This is a genomic window from Mesorhizobium sp. WSM2561 (assembly GCF_000513915.1).
GTDB lineage: Bacteria > Pseudomonadota > Alphaproteobacteria > Rhizobiales > Rhizobiaceae > Mesorhizobium > Mesorhizobium muleiense.
Genome location: NZ_AZUX01000063.1, coordinates 1 through 22,299 on the forward strand (window position 1 = coordinate 1; position 22,299 = coordinate 22,299).

14 protein-coding genes and 11 pseudogenes are annotated in these 22,299 nt (G+C 59.0%); 11 read left to right on the forward strand and 14 right to left on the reverse strand.

Annotated elements, in window-relative coordinates; genetic code table 11:
• Both M727_RS38195 and M727_RS0130535 read left to right on the forward strand, forming a co-directional pair.
• On the forward strand, positions 1-1,356 hold a 1,356-nt coding region (locus M727_RS38195), incomplete at its 5' end, for an aspartate aminotransferase family protein (protein ID WP_036264032.1).
• A 97-nt stretch (positions 1,357-1,453) separates the two neighbouring features.
• The gene (locus M727_RS0130535) at positions 1,454-2,608 is read left to right on the forward strand and encodes a M20 aminoacylase family protein (RefSeq protein ID WP_156941694.1); all 1,155 of its coding nucleotides are present in this window, start codon (positions 1,454-1,456) and stop codon (positions 2,606-2,608) included.
• Between the two features lie 87 nt (positions 2,609-2,695).
• On the opposite strand, the gene M727_RS38200 is transcribed toward M727_RS0130535, so the two are convergent.
• A complete protein-coding gene (locus tag M727_RS38200) occupies positions 2,696-3,208 on the reverse strand; it encodes a PaaI family thioesterase (protein WP_051505813.1) in 513 nt (170 codons plus the stop codon).
• Positions 3,209-3,357: 149 nt separating this feature from the next.
• Positions 3,358-4,281 (reverse strand): 3-keto-5-aminohexanoate cleavage protein, encoded by a 924-nt coding sequence (locus M727_RS0130545; RefSeq protein WP_027155763.1) that lies wholly within the window; start codon positions 4,279-4,281, stop codon positions 3,358-3,360.
• Positions 4,282-4,752: 471 nt separating this feature from the next.
• Between M727_RS0130545 and M727_RS0130550 the strand changes: the two genes are divergently transcribed.
• From M727_RS0130550 to M727_RS43405, 6 genes and pseudogenes are all read left to right on the forward strand, one after another.
• A complete protein-coding gene (locus M727_RS0130550) occupies positions 4,753-5,724 on the forward strand; it encodes an AraC family transcriptional regulator (RefSeq protein WP_156941695.1) in 972 nt (323 codons plus the stop codon).
• Positions 5,725-5,978: 254 nt separating this feature from the next.
• Positions 5,979-6,275: pseudogene (locus M727_RS40880) on the forward strand (transposase); the annotation flags it as partial.
• Positions 6,276-6,299: 24 nt separating this feature from the next.
• Positions 6,300-7,001, forward strand: a pseudogene (locus M727_RS38205) (IS256 family transposase); the annotation flags it as partial.
• Positions 7,002-7,008: 7 nt separating this feature from the next.
• A pseudogene (locus M727_RS40885) lies at positions 7,009-7,685 on the forward strand (transposase); the annotation flags it as partial.
• A 273-nt stretch (positions 7,686-7,958) separates the two neighbouring features.
• Positions 7,959-8,179 (forward strand): annotated as a pseudogene (locus M727_RS42595) (transposase); the annotation flags it as partial.
• A 26-nt stretch (positions 8,180-8,205) separates the two neighbouring features.
• Positions 8,206-8,517, forward strand: a pseudogene (locus tag M727_RS43405) (transposase); the annotation flags it as partial.
• 314 nt (positions 8,518-8,831) lie between these two features.
• Here the strand turns inward: M727_RS43405 and M727_RS38215 are convergent.
• From M727_RS38215 to M727_RS42005, 5 genes and pseudogenes are all read right to left on the reverse strand, one after another.
• Positions 8,832-10,079, reverse strand: a complete 1,248-nt coding sequence (locus M727_RS38215; protein ID WP_198032726.1) for a serine hydrolase — start codon at positions 10,077-10,079, stop codon at positions 8,832-8,834.
• 163 nt (positions 10,080-10,242) lie between these two features.
• On the reverse strand, positions 10,243-10,488 hold the full coding sequence (locus M727_RS0130600) for a hypothetical protein (RefSeq protein WP_027155770.1): 246 nt from the start codon (positions 10,486-10,488) through the stop codon (positions 10,243-10,245).
• 385 nt (positions 10,489-10,873) lie between these two features.
• Positions 10,874-11,189 (reverse strand): annotated as a pseudogene (locus M727_RS0130605) (transposase); the annotation flags it as partial.
• A 70-nt stretch (positions 11,190-11,259) separates the two neighbouring features.
• Positions 11,260-11,625 carry a hypothetical protein gene (locus M727_RS38220; RefSeq protein ID WP_245269057.1) on the reverse strand — a complete coding sequence of 122 codons (366 nt, stop codon included), beginning with the start codon at positions 11,623-11,625 and terminating at the stop codon, positions 11,260-11,262.
• Positions 11,622-11,772, reverse strand: a pseudogene (locus tag M727_RS42005) (IS5/IS1182 family transposase); the annotation flags it as partial. The pseudogene M727_RS42005 and the gene M727_RS38220, both read right to left, overlap by 4 nt.
• A 26-nt stretch (positions 11,773-11,798) precedes the next feature.
• Here M727_RS42005 and M727_RS43410 point away from each other — a divergent pair.
• Positions 11,799-11,906: pseudogene (locus M727_RS43410) on the forward strand (IS630 family transposase); the annotation flags it as partial.
• A gap of 102 nt (positions 11,907-12,008) precedes the next feature.
• On the opposite strand, the pseudogene M727_RS38225 reads toward M727_RS43410, so the two are convergent.
• Positions 12,009-12,412: pseudogene (locus M727_RS38225) on the reverse strand (IS5/IS1182 family transposase); the annotation flags it as partial.
• Positions 12,413-12,764: 352 nt separating this feature from the next.
• Here M727_RS38225 and M727_RS38230 point away from each other — a divergent pair.
• A pseudogene (locus tag M727_RS38230) lies at positions 12,765-13,199 on the forward strand (LysR substrate-binding domain-containing protein); the annotation flags it as partial.
• Positions 13,200-13,863: 664 nt separating this feature from the next.
• Here M727_RS38230 and M727_RS0130635 read toward each other — a convergent pair.
• The 4 genes from M727_RS0130635 to M727_RS0130650 all read right to left on the reverse strand — a co-directional run bounded on the left by M727_RS0130635 (position 13,864) and on the right by M727_RS0130650 (position 18,313).
• Positions 13,864-15,498 carry a N,N-dimethylformamidase beta subunit family domain-containing protein gene (locus M727_RS0130635; RefSeq protein ID WP_027155776.1) on the reverse strand — a complete coding sequence of 545 codons (1,635 nt, stop codon included), beginning with the start codon at positions 15,496-15,498 and terminating at the stop codon, positions 13,864-13,866.
• A 166-nt stretch (positions 15,499-15,664) separates the two neighbouring features.
• On the reverse strand, positions 15,665-16,636 hold the full coding sequence (locus M727_RS0130640; RefSeq protein ID WP_245269058.1) for a D-2-hydroxyacid dehydrogenase: 972 nt from the start codon (positions 16,634-16,636) through the stop codon (positions 15,665-15,667).
• Between the two features lie 163 nt (positions 16,637-16,799).
• Complete coding sequence (locus M727_RS38235; protein ID WP_051505815.1) at positions 16,800-17,381, reverse strand: class II aldolase/adducin family protein; 582 nt, start codon at positions 17,379-17,381, stop codon at positions 16,800-16,802.
• Positions 17,382-17,785: 404 nt separating this feature from the next.
• Positions 17,786-18,313 carry a hypothetical protein gene (locus tag M727_RS0130650; protein ID WP_027155778.1) on the reverse strand — a complete coding sequence of 176 codons (528 nt, stop codon included), beginning with the start codon at positions 18,311-18,313 and terminating at the stop codon, positions 17,786-17,788.
• A gap of 1,381 nt (positions 18,314-19,694) precedes the next feature.
• On the opposite strand from M727_RS0130650, the gene M727_RS43880 reads away from it, so the two are divergent.
• A complete protein-coding gene (locus M727_RS43880; RefSeq protein WP_027155780.1) occupies positions 19,695-20,069 on the forward strand; it encodes an arginase family protein in 375 nt (124 codons plus the stop codon).
• A gap of 220 nt (positions 20,070-20,289) precedes the next feature.
• Here M727_RS43880 and M727_RS38245 read toward each other — a convergent pair.
• Positions 20,290-21,460 (reverse strand): annotated as a pseudogene (locus tag M727_RS38245) (Xaa-Pro peptidase family protein).
• 98 nt (positions 21,461-21,558) lie between these two features.
• Positions 21,559-21,966 (reverse strand): hypothetical protein, encoded by a 408-nt coding sequence (locus M727_RS44065; protein ID WP_036264041.1) that lies wholly within the window; start codon positions 21,964-21,966, stop codon positions 21,559-21,561.
• Positions 21,967-22,299 lie beyond the last annotated feature (333 nt).

Here is a 22,299-nt window from a genome sequence, read left to right on the forward strand (position 1 = left end):
CAGCCCAAGCCTGTTCAAAAGCCATCTTTCGGAGGAGCGTTCTACGCCGGGCGCGGCGTCATCGTGACGCCCACGATCTCGCATGCCGAGGGGATCTTCTTCTGGGATACCAACGGCAAGCGCTATCTCGACGGTTCGTCCGGCGCGGTCGCTGCCAATATCGGCCATGGCAACGAGCGCGTACGCGAGGCCATGATCGAACAGGCCAAGCGCTTTAGCTATGTTGTCCGTACGGCATTCACCAGCGAGGCGACCGAAACGCTCTGCAAGATGGTCTCAGACCTCGCGGGCCCCGGATTCGATCAAACCTTCCTAGTCTCCGGCGGCTCGGAAGCCGTCGAATCTGCCCTCAAGCTCGCACGCCAATACGCCGTCGTTACGGGCCAGCCGAAACGCTCGAAGGTCCTGGCGCGGATGCCAGGCTATCACGGCTCGACTCTCGGCGCCGCCGCCGTCACCGGCGATCCGGATCGGGACCAAATATTCGGCCCGATTATGCGGATAATGCCTAAGGTCCCGGCACCATTGAGCTACCGCGTCCCCGAAGGGTTCGACGTCGAACCCTATGCCGACCATTGCGCAGACGAGCTCGAAAGACAGATTCTCGCGGAAGGTGAGGACACGGTACTTGCGTTCATCATGGAACCGGTCGGCGGCGTCGCCACCGGCGCCTTGGTCGCGCCGGACCATTACTATACCAAGGTCCGGAAGATTTGCGATCGTTACGGCGTTCTGCTGATCTTTGATGAGGTTATGTGTGGCGCCGGCCGGACAGGAACCTTTTTGGCCGCCCATCACTGGCCAGACGCCTTGCCCGACCTTGTCGTCTGCGCCAAGGGTTTGAGCGCCGGCTACACGCCGCTTGGCGCCATGATTGCCCCCAACAGGATTGTCGACAAGGTCGTTGAATCTGGCGGCTTCTTGCACGGCCACACCTATTCCGGAAATCCCCTATCCTCAGCCATCGGAGTTGCGGTTCTCACTGAGCTGGTGACACGGAATTTGATGGAAAATGCCGAACGCATGGGTGCCCTCTTTCGTCAGAAGCTAAACGCGTTGAAGAATACGAGCACCACTATTGGCGATGTGCGCGGCATGGGGCTTTTGAACGCCGTGGAAATCGTCGAAGACAAAGCCACCAAGGCAATTTTCTCCGCTGCTAGGCAGGCGTCCTACCGCATCTCGGAGATCGCCCGCGATCTCGGCCTGCACATCTATTCGCGCCGCGCCGCAAACGGAAAGTTCGGCGAATGGTTTATGGCGGCCCCGCCGCTCATCATAACCGAGCCGGAAATCGACCTCTTCATGGAGCTTCTTACAGAGACGTTCCGGATTTTCGAAAGCGAAAATCGATGAGCCGGAGGCGCATCCATTTTAAGCAGGCACAATCCCAGTGGGGTGGCTTTGGCATGCGGGAGCCCCTCCCTCTCCCGCACAGGCAGGAATGGTCAGCATGACGCTGGACAAGAACCTTATAGCGGAAGCGGCGGCCTGGCGCCGCGATTTCCATCGCTATCCTGAGCTTCTGTTTGATGTCGACCGCACAGCCGCACGCGTCGCCGACCTCCTCTGCAGCTTCGGGTGTGACGAGGTCGCAACCGGCATCGGCCGAAGCGGTGTCGTTGCGGTGATCCGGGGCAAAACAGCCCCCGCCTGTCGCACCATCGGCATTCGTGCTGACATGGATGCTCTGCCAATCCTTGAGGCGACGGGCCTGCCCTACGCCTCGAGCAGTGAGGGAAAAATGCATGCCTGTGGGCATGATGGGCATACGGCGATCCTGCTTGGCGCCGTGAAACATTTTGCCGCGACGCGCGCCTTTCCCGGCACCTTGATCGCAATTTTCCAGCCCGCGGAGGAGGGAGGCGGCGGCGCCAAGGTAATGGCCGAGGACGGCCTCTTCGAACGCTTCGGCATCGAAGAGGTTTATGCTCTTCATAACCTGCCGGGCATGGACATCGGCACCTTCGCCCTGTCGCGCGGCGTCATGCTCGCCGCATCCGACCGCTTCGACATCAAGATCCTTGGCAAAGGCGGACACGCGGCCTGGCCGCACGAAACCATCGATCCGATTCCGATCGCCACCTACCTTGTCAGTGCACTGCAGACGATCGTCTCACGGAACGTCGACCCCGTCGACCCCGTTGTGCTCTCAATCACGTCCATCCACGCCGGCGATGCCTATAACGTCATCCCGTCAGAGGTCGCGCTTAAGGGCACGGTCCGCACCTTATCAAACGCCAGTCGCGACCAGGTCGAAAGCCGGATCCGGGCGATCGCCAGCTCCGTCGCAACGGCGTTTGGGGCCGCGGCCGAACTCGACTATCGCCGTGGCTATCCGCCGACAGTCAATCACCCCGTCCAGGCCCGGTTCCTGGGGGACGCCGCCGCACGCGTGGTTGGCGATCCCGCGGTGCAGCGCGAAATGACGCCTGTAATGGGTGCGGAGGATTTTTCCTACATGCTGCAAGCCCGGCCCGGCGCCTTCATCTTCATGGGCAACGGCATGACCGCACCCCTCCATCATCCAGCATACGATTTCAATGACGACGCCATACCGGTCGGCATCGCATTATGGATCGATCTCATGACCAGAGAACGGAATTAGCCTACGGCAGGCTACCACCAGCTTGTGGATTGTGCACCCTGATCTCTGCTGAGCCAAGCCGCTCATTCAGGTCGTATGGCTTTGGGGTCAGCCTGACTCACTCCCGGACACGGGAACTGCGTTGCGCTTACCCTGGTCCCGATTGGAGCTAGCCTTGGCATCGAAGTGAATCTGCGTCTGCCACACATGTGCACAGATCCTCCCGCCGTCATCCCGCACTACGGTGTGCCACACGGATGTCTGATGACCCACGTGGAGCGGTCGGCATTCAGCGGTAATCTTCGCGCCCGTGCAGGCGCGCACGAAATTCGTCTTTGACTCAAGCGTCGCCGTTCTTTGCGTCGGGCCAAGATTCTGTAGCGCCCCGATCGCGCCAAGGCTGTCCGCAAAGGACATGAGAATGCCGCCGTGCACTGCGCCACCAGAATTGATGTGTCGGTCGTCGATGTCGATATGCGCGGTGATGCGTTCTGGAGACACCTCGTCGAGCTCAATCGCAAGGACCTTCTGAAAGCCTTGGGTCGGCATGCGCCTGATATCCTCGTCGCTCCACGGCCCTGGAGCAGTCCGGATAGGATTGAGTCTCGTTTTCTCGGTCATAGAGGTTCCATAAAACGGGCCCTCGATACCCTGGATGCCCTGGCAAGGCTGCTACGGCACCTGGCACAGGTCTCCAACGTGCTTTGAAAACCTAATTACAACTCGTGGCAGACTTGGCTCCTGTACCTGCTGCGTCTGAGCCATCGGCATTAGCATTGCCCTTTCAGCCCGAGCATCTGCCGGGCCTCGTCCGGTGTCGCGATGTCAAAAGACAGTAGCGTCAGGATGTCCCGCATCCGGGCAACCTGCTCGGCGTTGGACCGGGCGAGCCTCCCTTTCTCGAGATAGAGGTTGTCTTCCATCCCCACCCGCACGTTCGAGCCCATAGCCGCGCCCATAGTGCACAGCCGGAACTGGTGTTTTCCCGGCGCAAGAACTGACCAGTGATAATCCGAGCCAAAAAGCCGATCTGCGACGTTGCGCATGTGAGTGATATTGTCGGCCTCGAGACCGATTCCGCCACTGAATCCGAAGACTGTCTGGATGATCAAGGGCGGGGTCAGCAATCCGATCTCCGCGAAGTATGCTACAGTGTACAAATGCCCTACATCGTAGCACTCGCATTCGAAGCGTGTGCCGCCCGCCCCAACTTCCTTGATCGTTCGGGAGATCGTCTCCTCAGTGTTCGGATAGACCCGAGACCGCGCGGCCATGAATAGGTCCTTCTCCCAAACGTGCTGCCACCGCTCGAACTTGTCGAGAATCCTCTGCCTCCCGTAGGGGGAAAGTGATCCCATATTCAGGGAGGCCAGCTCTGGTTTAAATCGCAGGGCAGCCGCGATCCTGTCTTCGAGAGTCGCCTTCGGGCCGCCACTCGTCGTGATGTTGACGATCACATCAGATTCGCGGCGCACGCGATCAATGGCTGGCGCGTATACGTCTGGGTCGGGTGTGGGACGCCCATCCTGCGGATCACGGGCATGGAGATGGACGATGGCGGCCCCCGCCTCCGCCGCCCCGATCGCGTGCTCCGCAATCTGCTCCGGAGTGATCGGCAGATATCGCGACATTGTCGGCGTGTGCGCGGCACCAGTCACGGCGCATGTTATGATAACTTTGCGTCCAGCGGCCATGAAAATGCTCCCGTTGGTTTCCTGACGATGTAACCGGAACGCACATCACCGCGCGAGCCATGAGAGTTATTTCGAGAGGCAAAGACTTATGGTTCGGCCTTGCAAAATACCAAGCTGGAATGGGCGGTCACGAGACCCGTTCTTTCGGAGGTCAGAAGCGCATGAGATCGCCACTGAATTGTCCGCCGCAGAACGTGACGATCTTGCCAGCCGCAGGGAGACCAATGCAGATCTTGAAGCTCTGGTAAGTCGCGAATGCATCAAGCCACTGGCGGTTTCCGCTCCGGCGCTTCCTTATCTGAAGTCGAGGACTGGAATCGAATGTGTGGCATCTGGAAACCAGCGGGTATTTCAGCGACTGTTTGGGTCTTGTTGACGGTCGTAATAATTAGCCGTAGAACTGAACGTTGTGCTTCTTGTAAGCGTCCCGCACCAGCTTTCGCCGGCTGAGTGGACGTCGTGAGGACTGCGTTGACTGGCACGGATGAGTTCGTCCGCCTCCTAAATCAGGGGAGTCGATTTTGCATCCAGCAGAATGGCGGGAGCGAAACCTCTAGCGTCTACCGCTTTCTGCCTCCCCCGGAGAACGCCTTAGGGCAGGTCGATGGCTATTTTGATTATCAAAACCCCTGCCTCACGGTTCGGAGGGTGCAGGCAAAGGACGAGTTTTTCGATGACGAACCGGGCCTTGGGCGCTTGGTATTTCTGCTCCACCTGTCTGGATCGCGGCGGATCGAGCTTGGGGGTGCGCACCAGCACGAGTTGAATAGGCCGACGCTCGCTGTGTTTTACCAGCCGCGGGGACTTGAGAAGCGAAGTGTCTGGAGGTGCGGTGCCAACGAGCTGTCGCTGTCCGTCGGCATTTGGCCAGAAAGGTTGACATCGCTGTTCGGATTTTATCCGATCTGCTTTCCGGACTTTTCGGGCTCGGGCGGCCACAAGGATGAGGCATTCTGGTATTCTCGCCCGCTCCCATATGCGCTCATGTCAGCGGCAGAGCAAGTGCTTCATCCCGGCATTCATCCAATGCTCTCCAGAAGCTATATTTCGACCAAATCCCAAGAACTCCTCTGCCTCAGCCTCAGCACGCTCCTGTCGGACGGCGAATTTGTATCCCGTCCTGACTTAGCTGCGAATCGCGTCGAACACCTCAAGACCGTGGTAGACGCCAACCTGAAGAACCCGCCCTCCCTCTCGGAGCTTGCAACGTCGCTCGGTGTTTCTGCTGAGGATCTGTCGGAGGACATGCGCAACGAAATGGGCATTAGCTACGTCCAGCACATTACCGAGCGCAGAATGAAGCGGGCGATGATGCTGCTGGAGGGGGGCAGCATTCCTCTTAAGCAGGTCGCCTACGAGGTCGGCTACTCTCACACCTCCAACTTCTGCACCGCTTTCAAGCGCCATTTTGGATCGACGCCAAAAGACGCCCGCAGGTGGTAAGGACTAAAAAGCCCAACGAGTCATACTCGAATCGAGTGCGAAAGCTAGTCGGTCTGGTGATCATCTGCCATCCGTGAAGAACGTTGATTTTAGGCTAATGAGCTAAAGGCGGAGTTTGCATCGCCTCCAACCCAGAGTTGCTAGCCAAGATGGCAGGCCGATCGGCGTCGTTGAAATTCCCGATGAATGGAACCAGCACAATTATGGAAGCAGGTGCTGTCCCCGGTAAGATGGCGTCGAGCAACCTGCCTGACGATCAGCTCAATGTCATCGGCATCAATGGTTGGGCGTGGCGCAGGAATCATCGCTACGGGACCATCGTTTGCAATCTGGAGCGGCGGCGGATCGTGACGCTCTTGCCCGACCGCGAGATTGCGACCGTGAAGGCTTGGCTCACCGATTATCTGGAGATCGAAATCGTCTCGCGCGACCGCCGCAGCGGCTACGGCGAGGCGGTAGCGAAGGCGTTGCCCCAAGCGATCCAGGTCGCCGATCGCTGGCATTTCATGGAAAATGCAGGGACTGTCATGAATTCTGTGCGCGAGGCCATAATCATGGAAGGAGAAGATCATCACATGGCTATCGAGAGAGAACTTCTGGACCGCTGCTTCCCGGCCGCGATCCGAATGAGGTGTTTCCCAGGACGCTCTGCTCGACGATCTTAAGAAGGCGCTTTCGGAGCGCATTCTGAACGCCGAGTTGGACGAACACCTTGAAGATGAAGGCGGGGCCGGTAGTGCCAATCGCCGCAACGGCCATTCGCGGAAGTCCGTGCTGACGGGCACATCGAAGATGCCGCTGACGATCCCGCGCGACCGCTCAGGGACCTTCGAGCCAAGCTGATCGCCAAGTACCGGTTTCCCGATTTCGACAACAAGATCATCTCCATGTACGCGCGCGGCATGACGGTGCGCGAGATCCGCGGCCATCTGGAGGAGCTCTACGGCATTGACGTATCGCCGGACCTGATCTCGGCAATCACCGTCGCGGTCCTGGATGAAGTGGGCGAATGACAGAACAGGCCGCTTGACGCGGTCTCCGCTCGTCTTCTCGACGCGATCCGGCTCAAGATCCGTGACGAAGGCCTCGTCCGCAACAAAGCCGTCTACATCGCGGTTGGCATCCTGCCCGACGGCACGAAGGAGATTCTGGGCATCTGGATTGAGCAGACGGAAGGCGCCAAGTTCTGGCTGCGTGTCATGAACGAGTTGAAGAACCGCGGCGTCCCCGACATTCTGATCGCCGTCGTCGACGGCCTGAAAGGCTTTCCCGAAGCGAGGAGCGGCCGCTTTGATGTTAATAGGTATGCGCGACCGGTTGGTCCGCCATTGCACGCAGCTCATCAATACCATTCGCGGATATGCTGCTGAATTCGGACTGATCGCTGCCAAAGATACGTATAAGATCGAGGCGCTCCTCGCGCGCATCGCGACCGATCAGACGCTGCCCCAACTGGCTCGTGACCTGTTGGCACTCCACGGCCGCCAATTTGCCCAGCTGCAGGTAGAAATCGAGAAAGTCGAAGGCCTGGCATGGGCTCCGACGAATGCAGTCGACGCTTGGCGCGAACTCCGGGCATGGGGCCGATTGGTGCATCGATGATGGTCATGAAGACGCCGGCGCCCAGGACATTCCGATCGGGGCGACACTTCGCTGCTTGGCTTGGCCTGATGCCAAAGGATCGCTCGACTGCCCGTCAAACTTGGCGTGATCACTCGTGCCGGCGGTGGAAATTTGCGAAACGTGCTCGTCGCCGGTACAACCCTCTTCTACGGCACGTCCGAAGCGGTTGTGGCAGGAATCCTTCGCCATGGCTCTTGGAGATGCTCAAGCGTAAGCCGGCAAAACTTGTCGCTGTGGCGTTGGCCTACAAAATCGCCCGCATCGCATGGAAACTGATGGTCACTGGCGAACGATGCAACACCAATGCTGCGATATCGACTGATATCCAAGCAGCATAGAAATCAGCCATCCAGGGAAAGCACGACAACGCAACCTATGAAGTCCGAACTTGCAGGAAACGAGCAGTTGGTGTGATCGATCGATCCGAGGCGTGAGACAATCCGCATGATGCAAGGCTCTCAAAAGGCCGCAGACCTGTTTGCAACTCACGTTGCAGGAACCATCTTGGCCTGCGGCCACGAGCGGCTGCAACCAGAGGCCGGACATATGATCGCAAGCGATCAGATCAAACCACTAAACGAAAATCTTGCAAGGAGGAGGCCGTCCACATATGCGTCGTGCACCTGATCCGCCATTCCCTAGAATTCGTGTCTGGAAGGATCGCAAGCCCGCCGTGCCGGCGCTGCGCGCAATCTATCGGGCGAAGGACGCCGAAGCCGGCATGAAGGCCCTTGAGGAGTTCGAACTGGTCCGCCACGAATGCCAGGACCTTATCGATCAGATTGCATGGAAGACGCGGCGGATCGAGGCCAAGACCGTGCAGCTCAGGAAGCTGGCGACAGAAACCGAACAGTGCGGCGGCTGCAGATCATGCCGGGAGTTGGCCCGCTGACCGCGCTTGCGGTTGAAGCATTCGCACCCGACATGGCCAGCTTCAAACGCGGCCGGGACTTCGCGGCTTGGCGGGACTTGTCCCACGGCAGCATTCCTCGGGACGTAAGGAACGCCTCGGGCGGGTTTCGAAAGAGGAACAAGCCCGACATTCGCTAATTGCTCATCATCGGGGCCATGTCACGTTTGAACTGGCGAGGTCGCAGATCGATCTCCACGGGATCTTGGCTGGCGCATATGCTGGCGAGAAAGCCGCGAATGCTCGTGGCGACCGCCCTGGTGAGGCGCGGTAATCTGGGCGATGCCGAGAACGAATGAGGATTATCGGAATCCGGCGTCGGCTGCGGCTGCATGATCGACCTGCAGCAAACAGCCCGGCACCGGTAAAGGGGGTGTGAGAAGGCGACGACCCGAATGGGCGCAACGATCGAACAGATCTGGCTCAGGAAAGCCAGCTGGAGCCAAAGAGCCAATGCGCTCGTTGTTGAGATTTGGACCTGATCTGCAGATCACCGTACCGGCCAGCGGCTTCTGGAGATGCCGCACATGAAGGCCCGACAGAAGACCGCACTCGATCACACGTCGGGAGCAGGTCACTCTTCGCTCAGCGCAGCGCGGATCGCAAGAATCGCCGCTCGATCGTCACCAAAACGTTCGTCGGTGTCGTACTCGGGGAAATAGGACAGCTTGACCGCCGCAAACTCGGCGTCTGGTTCCACATACGCCTGCTGTCCGCCATGACCCACCGCCCATAACGCGCGATGCTTAGCATCAACCCACCAGAAGTTGCTATAATAGGCGAGCGATTGGTCGCCTTCTACGGGTGCGGTTTTTCTGTTGAGTGTTTCTTCTATCCAGCTTTGGGGTAGGATCCGGCGCCCGTCCAAGATGCCCCCCTGGGTCATCAACTGGGCAAACCGTCCGAAGTCACGCAGCGTCGCACACATGCCGCCGCTCGCAAGTCCGAAGCCGCTGTCATCCAAAACTACATAGGCGTCCTCTTGGGCCCGCATAGGGGCCCAGATCTCCTGGCTCAGCAAATCGGCCATTGACAGTCCGGTGACCCGCTGCAGGACGAAACCCACCACGGCGGTATCGATTGACTTGTAATCAAACTTTGCGCCGTGTGGCCGTACTTGCTCGCCAATCGAGAGGGCTATCTCCCAGTACGTGCGCAGCCAGCTCGACGGCCGAGCGCGGTACCAGCAGTAATCCATCTTCTCACCGACCGTGCCAAGATTCCCTGAGTCGTCAGCGGCTATACCCGTCGTCATGTCGAGACACTGCTGCACGGTCGCCCCCCGGTACCCGGTGACGCCTAGTTCCGGGAGAAAATCCGTCACGGGTCTCCTGACATCAAACAGACCTTTGCCGGCTAGGATTCCGGCAAGCGTACCGGTAAACGATTTCGTGGCCGACATCAGAAGATGCTGCGTTTGTGGCGCGAGATTATTCAAGTAACGCTCGAAGACGATCCGGCCTCGATGCAGCACCAAGAAGCCGTCGGTATAGCTCCGCTCAAGATGGTCGTTCACCGTTCGCTTGCCATCTCGGAAATTGACAATGATATCGCCGACCGGCTGCGGCGACTGGGGTAGCGCCTGGACGGAGCCGGAACCGCGCCAAATCGGAGCTGTCGGTGCCATCTCGCGGATGTGCTGGAAGCTCCACTGACTCCAAGGCGATAGTTTCCATGCGACTTGCGGGATGAAAGGTGCGCCGGGCTCACGCGGGTCGCGCGGGTTGGCTGGATCGAGGCCTGCCTTAACTGCCTCCTGGAAAGTTCGTTCTGCGATTTCGAACTGTGACATAGGTTCTTCAAATTCGGACGAAGATTTCATGTGTGACGGCCCCCGTTGAGCAAGAGGTCTGTTTGGCGACGTTGAGCTGATTGGGTCAGTTTCATTCATGTGTTCGTCCTCGTATTTGCAGCGCATGCGAGGGTTGGCGGCGCCCGAATGGGAAGCAGGAGAACTTTGAGGCGGGCGAAAGCGGCTTCCGCCTTCAGCCCTGTGCCACACCGCAAATTTCCACGCTCACTTCGGAGGCCGTCGTAAACTTCGGTACGAGCGTCATGGGCGGAAGCGCCCCGCCCACGCAGTCGGCAAGGGTCTTGACGAAAGCGACCGTCTCGGCCTCGGTTCCGGTGGATTTGAAATAGCAGACCATTAGCTTCAAGTCCGCGGGCGACCGGCCGAAAAGACGCAGGAGGTCGCCAACATAGCTCATGGTGAAGCGGGCCTGCGGCATAAGCTGACCATTCAGGACGGTCCGCCCTTTGTTCTCGTAGAGAGACGCGGGACCCGGCCGCCAAGGCGGACAAACGGTGGGTTTGCGCGATCGGCAGATGCCACACAGTACAGTCTATCATGTCCTTACCCGATTCGCTTCTTGATCATAATGAGATTTTCACAATTAACTCATTCTGCCAAAGCACTTAGCTCAGCTAGGCAAGGGCGAATAGCTTGAATAGATGGCCCGCGTTATGCTCGTCGGCGCTTCGTTATTCAATGCCCGAAAGTATGCGCTGCTGGGACCGTAGCGGCCCATTTTAGCGCTTCCAAAGTGGCGCTTAAAGGCAGATCGCCGCCCTCTCCAGAAAAATTGCCCGTTTCATTCTGCGCTCGGTGATGGGACGCATGATCTGCGCTAGGGCGCGGGCGTCATTCCGATCCGTCTTGTTCGGCATCGTCTTCATCGCCGCGTTGGCCTGTCGGGTTTTCAATGCAGGTGGCCGGCAATCCTTCGGCGCGGACACCATCATAAGGCTAGGCCGCCTGCGAGCAAGCTTCCCAATCCGATGCATTCCAGCGGCAGATCGACTAAGGGCATGAAGAAGCGCCTGGGGTTCACTCGCCGCCCGCCCTTCCTTCACAATCCGGCTGCTCTCATCGACGACGCAGATGGTGGTCTCTTCCAAAGGACACATCCAGTCCGGCAAAATACTTCATGGCAGCTCCTTCCTGATATGTGGCGATCTACATCGACCACGTTCTCACATCCCGACAGGAGCAGCCGCCCTCATTCCAGCTCGGGGCCGACGCCAATCACCCCGTCTGTTGAAGAAGGATCTCGTTTGGCTTTGAGGATGGCACCGTCGCCGTTGTGATAGGCGGATATGATCTCGATCGAGGCCGTCGTCGAGCAATTTCGCGGAGCCGTCGCCGGTGACCTCGTCCATCTCGTCGAAGCCGAACCCATGTGAAAAAGACCATGTAGCCGAGGTCGAGAACCGGCCTGCAGAGCGCCGAAGGTGACCTCGCCGTGTTTGTCGGCTCCGATGGTGATTGTGGCTGGTCCGCCGAGATCGAGATAGCCGCGATCCCATATATCAGCCTCGACGATGCGCCAGCGGCCGATCAGTTGGCAGCCTGCTGGCGCAATCATGCCGTCACCGTCAGCAGCTTCGGAAGCCGTGCCAGATTGTAAGCGGCGGCAGCGAAGGTGAAGGCCCACCCGACGCGGTCGCGCCCCGGAAGTTCGACTTGTCCTGCCGGCGACCGTCTTGATCCCGCCTAACGCCTCTTCGATGCGGCTTGCGGATGCGCTAGAGCACGGTCGGCGCCAAGGTCCTATTCCTCACGGCCTACTCCCCCGATCTCAACCCGAGAGAACAGGTCTTTGCCAAGCTCAAGACCCTACTGCGCAAGCTCGATGCCCGCACCGTGAAGACTACCTGGCGCGGCATCGCCCAGCTCCTTGACGTATTCAGACCCGATGAAGGCGCCAACTACTTCAGAAACTCAGGCTGCGCTTCAGCATGAAGGAATCATGCTACGGCTGACACCATAGCCGGCGTGCCGTGTCGTGCGGCCGTCGATTGCCGAACTGCGTCCGCTTATGTTCTCCACCACGTGCGGCGTCACCTTCATCGAGCGCAGTTCATTGACGAAGTCTTCCGCATTACAGGCCTTGTCGGCACCGAGCGTGATCGCCTGCGGCCGGTCGCCGCGGCTCAATCATGTGCAGTGCCGCCACCCGCTCAGCAGGCCGTCGGCGAATGTCAGGCAGGCGTCGACCAAAAGCTCCGGCAGTGCCTTGCTGCTGTCAGCCCATGACCCATGAAGCAGAGCTTTGCTTCTTTGCCGCGTCCCTTGCGGTAGAGCCTGTCGTCGCGATCGGTGGTTGAAGCATGCATCTCGTTGGACCGTTTCTGCCCGTGGAAGTCCGCTTCCATCTCGATCCCCCCGTGACATTGGCTGACGCCATGCCGGTCCACACATCAGGTCCGCGACGCGACGGGTTAACCGTTTCACCATCTCATGCCGTTTGCTGCAATGCTGGGGTGGGACCTCCTTCCTTGTTCCGTTTTCGGCTTTGCCTCAGGCTGCCGTTACTGACAGCGCCGGCTCATAGCATGCATTGCCGGCGAGCATGGCCCACACGATGCGCACATCTTGTTTGCCAACACGACGACCGCGACATTGGGATAGCGCCGTTGCCGCAATTTGCCGAGCCAGAGATCCTGCTTGCCGCCGGCGCGTCCCAAAGCGGCGCGGGCGCCATGGATCATCAAGCTGCGTAAATGCCTGGTGATGCCGCCGGGTGAACCGCCTTTCGAAGATTCGATACCGTTCGCCGACCTGCATCGCTTGTCCACTGGCGGTTCTTATTCGCAACAACAATGTCAGGCGTTCCGTGGCTGATGTCGTTGCCAGCACGATTGTGTGCTGGACGTCAAGTTCGAAGTCGACTCCCTTTCGACGATCATCAATATGGTCATGGAAGGAAAAGCGTATTCTATCCTTACCCCGTCGCCCATTCAGAAAGAGTCGTCTCAAGCCCAAGTTCGGACTATCAAAATCATTGATCCAGTGATGACCCGTTCCGTTGTGCTTGCCGTCAACCCGAAAGATGAGCGCTCTCCAGCCGTCTCTGCGGTCCGCAAGCTGATCCACAAGGTCGTCAGGACTTTGATCGAGAGCAGGCACTGGTCAGCCATAGCTCCGGACCGGGCTTAGGCACATCCTACAAACCAAGTTCCAGTGCCACCACTCTCCCGCGGCTGCTTGAGCAGTATCAATCTGGATTCGAGATGATGTTGGGTGATATTCCATATGTGACTGGCCGATACCATCGCGATGAAACTGCAGGGGAGCCCGCCCACGGTCCGGATATCGGCCGGTCTCGCACTGGCAAGAATTCACTCAAGCGGAGGGTCGGCAATCCACTGCGTCAGGCTCTTGCTGAAGCTGCGCGGGACAAGAAGGTCGCACTCGAATGCGCTCCTGCGCAGCAGCAGGACCGGCACGCGATGGAGGCCGGTCTGGATTGCCCGCCCCACGCCCAGTGTCTCCCAATGCACCGCGACGCACCGCTCCAACACATGTTTACTATGTGGAAAGTGCCGAAAGGGCCCATGAGCGGATGGTGGCAGGAAAAGCCGCCGCGGCCGGTGAGAGGGTGACAGAATCCTCTTCTCAATACCATCCATGGTCAAGCAGACCCGGCCATCCACAAGGACGCGCGCAAAGCGATCCCAGTGCCTGAGGCCGAGGCCGAGCGGCGCGACAGGCGGATCGCGCTGTTCCTCGTGTTGCCCCGTCTCTAGGAGCGGACCTCGCTCACAATCAACCTTCGGCGAAGGCCGTCCGTGTTCTTGCTCGCAAACACGCAGACGAGACCCTACCCCCGGCCGAGATAGCGGTTAAGCACGTTGCAGGTCACGTGTTCAACCATGGGGTCGTGCCTCAGAAGACCGGCGACCCATTCGCAAGTCCCGGCATGGAACACCTCGCCCTTTCCGCGCTTGAAATTGACGATCATCCCGTTCCCGCGCTTTACCTTTTCGAGATTGGCGTCACTTGCATCGCCGAATAGCGTCTCGGCGACGAAAAGGCCCTCCTCTTCGTACTGGCCTTCATGCACGATATCGGCGCTCTCCTCGACCAAGGTGGCCATGGCGACAGCAAGGATTTCGAGCCCATCCGGGGCGCCACTCGCAGGCGAGGGATAGGGCAGGCCGTGCTGGATCTGATAGTCCAGCCCATCCACCTCGTAGCCATAGATGTGGCCTTCGGCGCCCAGCAGGTCGCCATAAAACAGCCCGGTTCTTGCAAAAGCCCAGTGATCCGGGCGATAAACCGGAAAGCCGCGCACGCCGCGCGGCGCGAAGCCCATCCAGCCGGCATAGACGCCATTCGAGGCATTGAGGCCAAAGGTCTTGCAGCCAGGCCGGCCAATTTCCGGGGCTTCCCATGAATTGGTCGCGCGGCGCATGTCCCCGCCTCTGTACACGGGGTCTTCGGCGCGGGCCCGGTACTTGTAGCAGACCTGCCGGCGGCCCTCGTCCTCTAGCCTGGTCTGCCACATGAAGTTGCCGGCGAAACGCGCCACATGCCCGCCCTGATCGACAAAGGCGTCAACCGCGTCGCGCATTTCCCAGGTCCAGTACTCGTCATGGCCGACAAGTACGACGCAGTCATAGTCGAGCAGGATTTCCGGTGAGAAGTGCAGGTCGTGCTGGCTGGCGAGATCGACATGGTAGCCGGCGCGCTCGGCGAAGCGGAAGAAGTGGCTGTCGTAGGTCGCCCAGCCGGCAGATGCGTATTTCTTCGAATGGCCGGTGGCGTAGGCCCATTCCACGTGCGGCTTGCGCGGCACGGTCATGGGCGGCATCGCCATCTCGAGCGGCACGCGTGGCGCATCAGGTGGCAGCACGACGAAACCCCGGCACCATGGGCGCTGGGTCGACACGAGAGGCGAATACTGGTTCTGGTTCGGGCCGGTGATGCCATTGTAGTGATTAGAGCCGCCCCATGTGTTGTACGCGAGCCAGGTGCCGGTCGCCGCGACCTGCAGGATGCGACCGGGTTTGCGGCCCGCCTTCGGCAATACGATCAGGAGATGATGGCAGCGGATCGGCCCGCCGGCGCGGCCTTCCGCGGTCAAGGTGACGCGATAGCCGCCGGACGGCCAGCTTTCATCGATCCCAAATTCGACAGTCGTCTCCCAGCCGCAGCCCTCGACGGAACACTGCTCAGGCGTGTCCTGCCAGCGCGCTGCGATGCCGCTTTGCTCCAGAACCATTGTCTCGGTCGCGCCGTCTCGCATGATCTCGATGGCAAAGGCGGGAGTTGTCGAACTCACCTGCAGCCGCACCATTTCGCCCGATCGGTAAGAATAACGGTCGCTGTAGCACCAGATCTCGCCGCGCGCGCCGTCCATGCCGGGCCGCTCGTAGTAATGGGTCTGCATGGCCAGCCGCCGCTGCTCTTGCGTCAGCCCGAAATCCGGAAAATCCTTTGGAAGCTGTCTCATGACGGAAAACCTACCTTCTATCAGTCATTCTTTTTTGATCGCGGGCGCGATTGCCCCGTGGGTCCAAGGCCGCAGCGATCCAAGCGGATGTCCATTCCCGGGAGTCGACGGTTGCACACCTTGCTGTCCGTCCAAACTAGGTCATGACCGTTCCCAAATACCCCGGTCAGTAGCCTCGCTTCATATCGACTACATTCCGCAGCGGCTTCTTCTCGAGGAAACTGTGCAAGTTGTCGCTAAAGATCTCTAATACGCGATCGTCGTAGTCGCTCATCCAGCCCGCGAGATGTGGGGTGATGATAACGTTCTGCATCGTCCAGAGGGGGCTATTGGCTGGGAGCGGTTCTCGCTCAAATACATGCAGGACGGCCCCGGCGATGGTGCCGGACTCCAACGCTTCGATGAGGTCGCTTTCCGCGACTACCGGGCCCCGAGCGATGTTGACCAGAATGGCGGTACGGCGCATAAGCCGAAGCTGCTCGCGACCAATTAGCCTGGTGGTTTCTGGAACCAGGGGAACGGTAAGGACAACAAAGTCGGAGAGCCGCAGCAACTCGGCTATTCCCTCAGGAGGGAAAATCGTATCGACGCCGACGATCGGCCCCGTCACGTCGCGCTTTGAGCCGACTACCTTCATCCCAAAACTTTTGCCACGGCGGGCGATGGCTGCGCCAATCGATCCGAGCCCGACCACGCCGAGTGTTCGGCCCGCCAACGGTGTCACCGCTCTCGGCTGCCATTCTTTGCGAGACTGATCCCGCATGAACCGTGGGAAGTCCCAGTGCATCATGTTGACGGCTGCCATTGTGTAATCGGCCATGACTTCGCCATGCATGCCCCGAACATTGGTAACGATGAGGTCGCCGATGCGGTCTTGGATTGGCAGGATTGTGTCTATGCCTGCGCTCGCGCACTGGAACCACCGCAATCGCCGGGCTTTGTTGAAAAATTCGGCCGGAAAGCTGTGTGCGAGGAGGACGTCTGCCTGCCCGATCTGCTCATCGAGAGATGCCGCGTCTTTCGCAGTCAAGACTCGAACCTCGGGAATGCGCTTGTGAATTAGCTGCGCATACTCATTGGCGAACCCATAAAGCAGAACGGTCACGGCATTGCCATCTGCGGGCATTGAGGACGTCATGGCTAGCTTATCCCAATACAATGTACGACCACGATCATTTGCTCCATCGCGAATGTTAAGGCCAGGAGTACGAGCTTATCTGGCACGTCGACAACGCGCTCAATACGCTCTGAGTGGGCCAAGGACTGACCTGCCTACGCATTGGTGTCTTTTGACCATATTCTTAGGTCGCGTAATCAGAGCCTTCGGCATTCAGCACGCGCTTCATGGCGTTAAAGTACATAACAATGGCAAGATCGACATCGTTTCTTAAAGCTCCTGGCAAGGGCCGCATCTTGCTTTGAACCACTTCCGAAATCATACGGCGTTTTCCTGCAGCCATCGCGATCATCTGGGTCATCGCCGCTCGCTCCAGAAAATAAAGCCGATAGTATGCTTCCGCCACGGTGTCGCCGGTGGTGACAGCGCCGTGATTAGCCAACAAGAGGATTTTCTTATCGCCAAGCACGTCCGCCATCCTCTCGCCTTCGTCCTGGCTGCTGGCAAAGCCATTATACTCGACGTCGCAAGCGATCAGGTTCTCCAGGTTCACACCGTTCTGGCTGGACGGTTCCAACCTCATATCCTCTAGCTGGGTCAGCGCGGTCGTATAGCGCGGTCGTATATGGCATGTGCGCGTGGAGGATGCAGGAATCCCACGCCGATGCATCGGTGCATGGATGCAGACTGCTGAGAGGTTCGCAAGACCTTGACCATTCACGACCTCACCGTCCAGCGACACCTCGATAAGATTGGACGCTTTCACCTCTGACTAGTGTAGGCCAAAGCATTCAGGTAAAAACGATCGGTATAGCCGGGCACCGGAAGTGTAAAGTGATTGTCGATGCCTTCGATGAACCTATCCTTGACGGCCTGGCGGCCGCAGCCAAATCAATTCGGGCATCGAGCTGCCGTTTATTGTCTAGCTTTGATGGTTCTTGCGTCCTATTTAACATTCTTGTCTGCCTGTGTAATATTTTTGTGCCGCTCATTTCTCCTGGAAGCCACGTTGTCGTCCGCCGAGTGCAATATCTCCCTTCGAACATGCGGGTCGAGCCGAATACCGCATTCGACCCCTCTCGTACCAATAATCTAGCAGCACAATGCTGCTTCATGTTGCCCGAAGCCGAGCTGGGGAACTTTCCAGGCGAGCCGAAGCGAGCTCCGCCTTCAGCCCTGCGCCACGCCCCAAATTTCGACGCTCTCTTCTGGCGGAAGCGACCCACCCAGGCAGTTGGCGAGAGTCCTGACGAAAGCGACCGTCTCGGCCTCCGTTCCAGTCGAGCTTAAGTAGCAGACCATCAGCTTCAAGTCCGCGGGCGACCGGCCGAAGGGGCGCAGGAGGTCCTCGATGTAACCCATGGTGAAGCGGGTCTGCGGCATCAGCTCGCCATTCAGGACGGTCCGCCCTTTGTTCTCGTAGGGAGTCAGCGTTTCCGCGTGTTTCTCCATGATGAAGTGACTCTGGGCCACGGCGTCGCTGGGGTGGCGCACCGCACCTTCGGCGTCCTCCGCAGTGCGGCTGGCCACGGCAATGAACTCGCCCGCGCGTAGGCGTCCTGTGACCGTCCGGCCGCCGAAGAGAGCCTGTCTCTGCGGAGGTATCGGGCGCAGCTCTGTTCGGAAGTCGGAGTGCGTCCGCCAACCGCGTTGGGCGATGGCCTGGATTTGGATTGTCTGGCCGGAAAAAGGCTGCAAGGGCTCTGGATCCGCTGCTGATCGCGGGGATGGGATGCGCTTTAAAGAAGAGGGCTACCGCCGCGATTACCTCCCAGTCGTCGCATTCAGCGGTGTAATGCGCCTTGATCCGCACCACGTCGTCGAGAGATTCGCTCGCGAGCGCGTCAGCCACATTCGCCATCGTGCCCTCGATTTGCCTGTCGAGGTCGCCCGGATTGCGAATCCGTCCGGCAGCGTCGAAGTCGCCCCCACCGCCGACGAAGCTCAACACGCCGGCACTGGCAGACAAATAGTGGGTGTCCGCAACCGGCAGATGCGATATGGTAGACTCCGTCATGTCCTTCCCCGATTCACTTCCCGCGACCGCAGTTCACTGATCTTGATCATGGCAAGATTGACGAACTCTCTAATCTCCGATGGAGGATAGATGAAAGTCCAAGAGCTTGGGTATTCTGCCTGCGTTATGCGCATCGCCGCTTCGTTATGCCCCATCCGAAGTATCTGTCGCCGCTGACATCCTCCGCGTGCTGTTTGATGTAAGTCCAAAACCGCGCTCGAAGGCGGTGCAGAGCTTGAAGGGTGAGGGAATAACCTATCTCATAGGAGAACCGTTTGAACGGGGGTCTCCAAACGAAATTGCCTGCTTTGGCATGCCTCGGGCACGAGCGCCAACGCTGCCATGCTGTCAGGATCACCAACTTCGAGCGCTATCGGATGGCCGCAGTCAGCGCGCTCGATACGAGGCCGCGGTCGGCCTCAACAAGCTGTTGGCGGATGCAGCTAAACCAGAATGTCCAGCAATCACCGAACTTGACCGCAACACACGGCAGGTCCTATCTCTACCTCCGCGTGGAACAACGACATTTGATCACATCCACTGCGCTCGAAGAAACCTGCGAACTATGCTGAACTGATCTATGAGCACTCTTCTGCTACACCCGTCCGCGAACCACTTCCCTCACCTTCCTTGGCGTGCCTGCATGCCAAAACCTAGCAGATATCGACGCCGATATTGCCGTCATAGGCGTTCCATGCGCGACACCTTCTCTGCATAATAAACAGTATAGTCTGGCAAGTCTGGCGGGGCCTGCCGCTCTACGCAGGGCATCTGTTCTGCTAAGCGGATACCATGACCGCCACGATTGGGATCTAAAACCTCCGGTACTCGCTGCCAATCGGGTGGTTGATATCGGCGACCTGCCGGTGAATTTCTTCGAGGCGGAAGCCAACCGAACGATTATCAAAGATACTGTGGAGGCCGCAAGATTGCCGTCCTGGCCTTGGGCGGCGAGGACTCGATCCCGATACCGATGTTGCAGGGGTTGAGTTTATATAAGGAAGTCACTGTGCTGCAGATCGACGCTCACATGGACTGGCGAGACATTAACTGCGGTGAGAGATGGGACGCATCGAGCGCATGCGTCGCGCATCCGAGATGTCCTTCGTCAGGAACATCATCCAAGTAGGCACGCGCGGCCCCAGCTCAGCCGGCGACGTGGAGGTGCGCGACGCACTCGCATGGGGTGCGAAGTTTTTTACCGGCGAAGACTTGTACGATCGCGGTGTGCAGCCGGTGATTGATGCGATTCCTGAAAGCGCCAACGTACACGTAAATTTTGATTTCGATGGGCTGGACCCGACGCTTATGCCAGCGGTGTGGGCGCCTGCTCCTGGAGGTCTCGAGTTCTGGCCTGCGATGAAGCTGATCCGCGGCATCGCGCGCAAGGCGAACACTTGTGAGTGTAGCGATGGTCGAGTACGTCGAGGATCGTGACCCAGCCGGCTTAGCTGCTGAGGTAGCCGTCCGGCTCGCCTCAGCTTTCATTACTGAGATTTTGCGGAGTCGTGGAGCGTTCTGATCAAAGACTGAGTAACCGACCAATTACGAGAGTCGACTATTGACCGGGAATTCGGAGGTTTGCGGACTAGGTGTTATGTTAACACCAATTAGGGCGCCTAGAATCGATCGGATAGGCGAACGCTCTGGACCCGACCTAACTCTCAAAAATCTTGCGTGGCGCGGTGGTCAGGACTTCTACACCGGTTTCCGAAACACGGAACGTCTCGCTGATGACGTATCCGAAATCCTCGTCGATCCAGTTGCCCAGCATCAGGTGGAACGTCATGTTCGGCTTCAGCTCCGTCGTGTCGCCATCTTTGAGGCTTGCCGTCGGCTCGATCCAGCCGATGCCATGGGACGTAACCGCAGCGTGACTCCTTCCTGAGGCCATGTTTCTTGATAGTGCGATAGAATGCGTTGGCTACATCACTGCAAGTCGCTCCCGGGCGAACCGTTTCGAGAGCGGCCTCGAGGCCGGCCACTTGGGTCTCATGGACACGACGCAAACGGTCAGAGGGTGCACCGATCGAGTACGTGCGCATGAGTCCGGCAGGATAGCCATGACGCGAACCGCCAAGTTCAATGTTGACTTGCGATCCAACTCGAAAGGTGTCTTCACTCCACGAAATGTGGCAGGTCCCTGTACGCGGTGAGGAACATAAGCTTATCCCATGCAGCCCCGTTCCGGGCTTGCCGTTTGCCCCGCGAATCAAAGTGCCCACGATTTCCGCGCAAGCATCGGCTTCACGCACGCCAGGGCGAATCACTTCAGCGGCGCGCAGTATTGCCGCGTCGGAGATTGCAGCCGCTTCCCGCATGAAGGCTATCTCGCGATCAGATTTGATGAGCCGGATCCAGGTGACCACCTTGGTACAATCCACAATCCTGGTATTGGGTAGCCGTCTGCTGAGCTTTTGCGCCGCCCCTCCCAAAAGGCTGTTCAGTTCGATCCCTATGCCGCGGTTCGCGAGGCCAACATCTTCCAAGTAACCGACTACAATGTCGTAACCATCCTTTTCAGCATTCCCAATGAGAGCTTCGGGGTAGGCGAAGATCTTATCGCGTTCCATAAAGCAATGGTGAATGGCTGCCGGTGCATCGCAGTGACGAAGGATGAACGTCGGCTCCTCTTCGTGCGCCGAAACGACAAGCCCCTGCGGGACATATCCGGAGTCTGGAGTGTACCCCGTGAGGTACGTAATGTTATTTTGATCGGTCACGATAAGCGCATCGATGTCGCGCTGTGCCATTTCCGACTTCAGCGCGGCAAGCCGGCGCAGATATTCGCTTCTAGGAAATGCTTGTGGCCCTCGGCTGATTGTCATCAGTTCAACTCATCTAGTAATCTTGGAGACAGATATGTTAAGCGACAGAATGCGCGTCGGTGGCTGCTTTGCCAGCCCGACGGCCTGACCTGTGACATTCAACAATGCCCTTCAGGTGATGACGCGATCATCATCCGGCAGAGGCCTGTGATGTCGTAAACTGGCAGGTTCGTCAGACGCCGGATCGCAGGCGCGACCAGCGGAAACCCTGTGCATTCGAACAGGATCCCCGCGATTTCCGGATGCGCTGCGCGGAGTCGAGCGACGCAAGCGGCGACATCTTCCTCGAGAACGGCGACGTCGGTCGGAATTGGCGGACGCATCAGCTCGTTTTGCAGCGCCTTGCCCCCCTCGATGCCGCCGATAATCACCCGCGAACGATCGGCCGGATCGGAGACCCCGAGCAGATCTTCGCTGCAATGTGTCGAGTCTGCGGTCACGACGGCGAGCTTGGCGGTTGGCGGCAGCTGCCGGAGCAGCATCGGCACCAGAAGCAGGCTTGACATTGCCACGGGGACATTTACCGCCGCGGCCACTGCCGCCTGATGCCGGATAAAGAAGCCGCAGTTAGAGGTTATTGCGAAAGCGCCTCGCGCCACCAGGCGCCGGGCCGCTGCGATGCAAGCCGGCTCGAGCGCTGGATCGCCGCGAATGACGTTTTCTGCCCAAGCTCCTGCAACGGTTTCAAAGATGACCGGCAAGCCATGGGTTGCCGGATTCCGCAATGAGCCGGGCANCGGCGCTGGCGGCGTGGCGCCGGGCGGCAGCCCGAATTCCAGATTCAGTATTCCAAGAGCCGGTGGGATTTTCGATGCCATTTTTCTGAACCCTGTTCGAAT

What these genes read in the sequence shown, in the direction of transcription:
- M727_RS38200 (WP_051505813.1), bottom strand. Translation starts at nt 3,208, where the DNA reads ATGACCGAGAAAACGAGACTCAATCCTATCCGGACTGCTCCAGGGCCG.
- M727_RS0130640 (WP_245269058.1), bottom strand. Translation starts at nt 16,636, where the DNA reads ATGACGTCCTCAATGCCCGCAGATGGCAATGCCGTGACCGTTCTGCTT.
- M727_RS0130545 (WP_027155763.1), bottom strand. Translation starts at nt 4,281, where the DNA reads ATGGCCGCTGGACGCAAAGTTATCATAACATGCGCCGTGACTGGTGCC.
- M727_RS0130535 (WP_156941694.1), top strand. Translation starts at nt 1,454, where the DNA reads ATGACGCTGGACAAGAACCTTATAGCGGAAGCGGCGGCCTGGCGCCGC.
- M727_RS38220 (WP_245269057.1), bottom strand. Translation starts at nt 11,625, where the DNA reads ATGATTGCGCCAGCAGGCTGCCAACTGATCGGCCGCTGGCGCATCGTC.
- M727_RS0130600 (WP_027155770.1), bottom strand. Translation starts at nt 10,488, where the DNA reads ATGCCGCAGGCCCGCTTCACCATGAGCTATGTTGGCGACCTCCTGCGT.
- M727_RS44065 (WP_036264041.1), bottom strand. Translation starts at nt 21,966, where the DNA reads ATGTCAAGCCTGCTTCTGGTGCCGATGCTGCTCCGGCAGCTGCCGCCA.
- M727_RS38215 (WP_198032726.1), bottom strand. Translation starts at nt 10,079, where the DNA reads ATGAAATCTTCGTCCGAATTTGAAGAACCTATGTCACAGTTCGAAATC.
- M727_RS0130635 (WP_027155776.1), bottom strand. Translation starts at nt 15,498, where the DNA reads ATGAGACAGCTTCCAAAGGATTTTCCGGATTTCGGGCTGACGCAAGAG.
- M727_RS43880 (WP_027155780.1), top strand. Translation starts at nt 19,695, where the DNA reads ATGGGACGCATCGAGCGCATGCGTCGCGCATCCGAGATGTCCTTCGTC.